Source organism: Desulfonatronospira sp. MSAO_Bac3 (genome assembly GCF_003838035.1).
Lineage (GTDB): Bacteria > Desulfobacterota > Desulfovibrionia > Desulfovibrionales > Desulfonatronovibrionaceae > Desulfonatronospira > Desulfonatronospira thiodismutans.
Genome location: NZ_QYZY01000334.1, coordinates 1 through 1,930 on the forward strand (window position 1 = coordinate 1; position 1,930 = coordinate 1,930).

5 protein-coding genes are annotated in these 1,930 nt (G+C 48.5%); all 5 read right to left on the bottom strand.

The window, feature by feature from the left end:
• On the bottom strand, positions 1-270 hold a 270-nt coding region (locus D5S03_RS11685; RefSeq protein ID WP_287044151.1), incomplete at its 3' end, for a hypothetical protein.
• Positions 271-302: 32 nt separating this feature from the next.
• Positions 303-992: a SapC family protein gene (locus tag D5S03_RS11690; RefSeq protein WP_008868708.1), complete on the bottom strand. Its 690-nt coding sequence runs from the start codon at positions 990-992 to the stop codon at positions 303-305.
• Positions 993-1,012: 20 nt separating this feature from the next.
• On the bottom strand, positions 1,013-1,249 hold the full coding sequence (locus D5S03_RS11695; RefSeq protein WP_008868709.1) for a type II toxin-antitoxin system HicA family toxin: 237 nt from the start codon (positions 1,247-1,249) through the stop codon (positions 1,013-1,015).
• On the bottom strand, positions 1,242-1,535 hold the full coding sequence (locus D5S03_RS11700) for a type II toxin-antitoxin system HicB family antitoxin (RefSeq protein ID WP_287044154.1): 294 nt from the start codon (positions 1,533-1,535) through the stop codon (positions 1,242-1,244). Before D5S03_RS11700 ends, D5S03_RS11695 begins: the two co-directional genes overlap by 8 nt.
• Before the next feature lie 170 nt (positions 1,536-1,705).
• Positions 1,706-1,930 (bottom strand): type II toxin-antitoxin system HicB family antitoxin (locus tag D5S03_RS11705; protein WP_287044156.1); only part of this gene is annotated, 225 nt, incomplete at its 5' end.

The window sequence follows — 1,930 nt, forward strand, 5'->3', positions numbered from 1 at the left end:
CTCCTGCTGCAAATAGTTCTCCAGAGGCGTGTCTTCTGGAACACAACCCTTCACAGCAGCATAGATATCCTGCTTTATCTGAACAGGTTTTCTACTGAGCACAAGCAGTCCGAAATCTATATTCCCCAGCAGCCAGAGATGATTTAACTCCTTTAAATACCAGGTCATATGAAATAGCGTATCCTCCGGCATCGGCTTGTGAGGATATTCCTGTTGCAGGTTGTGGGGTACAAGTATCTGGTTGGTTAAAATGGCGGGCCTCCTTGACATAATGAAAAGCCAGTAGAGATATCCCCTACTGGCTAAATCTTAATCTTCTCCCAATCAATCTCATCAAAGTCCACATCCTGCTCACTCATCCTCTCTAACTTCTTCAGGTGCTGCTGCGATATCATCTGGCAGTGGGCCAGGAACAGAGCCCAGGATTTATGCAGGTCAGGGAGGCTTTCTTCAGGAAGTTGGCCCAGCTTCTTTTTGTCAATTCCATACAGCCCTGGCATTTTGGGATCAGCCTTTATAAGATCACAATCATCCAGAACCTTGCAGGCTTTTACTGCGGCCATGCGGCTCTGCTCCGCCTGCTGCAGGAATTTGCCGATAGCCTGCACTTTCTGAGTAGGCTTGCCCTCGTCGTCAATGAATTTACTCCCCTTATCCCCCACAAGGCCGCTTTCCTCGTCCACGCACAAAATATACCGGCCCTCTTTATCCTGAACCATGCGGAAAGGGTAACACTTGAGCAGCATTGGCACATACTGCCCCTGCCACTTGCCGTCTGAATCCACAAAGAGGTTCTTGTTCTTCTTCTGGCCCAGAAGGGCTGCCAGGTGATACTCGCCCTTCTGCCGGAAAAGCACTATGGGCATTTCCATTACAGCCCTGGAGAGATCCAGCAGAGCAAGGGGAACCAGGGCGCTTTGCCTGGCGAAGGAGTAAGAGCTTGGCTTCTGCCAGCGCTTGTCGGCATGGGTTTTGGGGGTGATGGGTTTCATATATGGAATTACCTGATTGATTAAGTAAGTACGTCTTCAATTTCTGAATCAGTCAATTTCAGCTGGCGAAATATCCTTTTGCAGTAAACTGGATTCAGGCTTTTCTTTCCCATCTGAACAGGTGCCGAGTATCTTCGACCATCAACAATGCGGGCGTATATGGCATGATCAGTTTTACCCTGCCTGACAAAAAAAGCCCCTGACTTAACCAGGAGCTTTACCAGTTCAGTGCTGGACATGGAAGGAATCTTAGGCACAGCTGCCTGCCTCGTGAACTTCCAGCAGAATATACTTTCCTGAAGGCTGAGTACTGGACTCAAGCTCGGTGTCATTTAAGAACTCAATGAATTCCTGGATCGGCATAGGTTCGACAACTGTCTCCGGGCTGCTTGAGAGTTCCTCAAGATAGGACTCTATAGCTTCCCTTAGATTTCTTTCAACCTCAGCCAAATCCGCTCCCTGAGCAACAAGGTTTAGCTCCAGACAGACTGCGATATATTCAGAGGAACTTTTTCTCACTATGGCTGTATATTTTTCATGCATGATGTGCTCCGTAGGTTGGTCCCAGCATTTCAACATCACTTTACCTTATAGTCAAGATCAGTTCAGGGAGATTTGCCGGTCAAGGGAACCAGGGCGCTTTGCCTGGCAAAGGAGTAAGAGCCTGGCTTCTGCCAACGCTTGTCGGCATGGGTTTTGGGGGGTGATTGGAATCAATTGAGGCATGCCTGCTTAAAAACCCACTCAGGTTCAGGGACTTCCACTTTTTCCATCTCAAAACCTGGCTCGAAAGGGACTTCTGTTTCCAGCATGTCTTTTGCCCCTTCTCTCAAGGACTCAAGCAATTCTTCCCTGGTTCTCTCTTGAGCGTTTACGCCAGGCAGATCAACCAGCCAACCTATCCACCAGTCATCGGTCCTCTTTATTACTGCTCTGTA

Coding starts and splice junctions, on each gene's coding strand:
- D5S03_RS11690 (WP_008868708.1), bottom strand. CDS start 992: ATGAAACCCATCACCCCCAAAACCCATGCCGACAAGCGCTGGCAGAAG.
- D5S03_RS11700 (WP_287044154.1), bottom strand. CDS start 1,535: ATGCATGAAAAATATACAGCCATAGTGAGAAAAAGTTCCTCTGAATAT.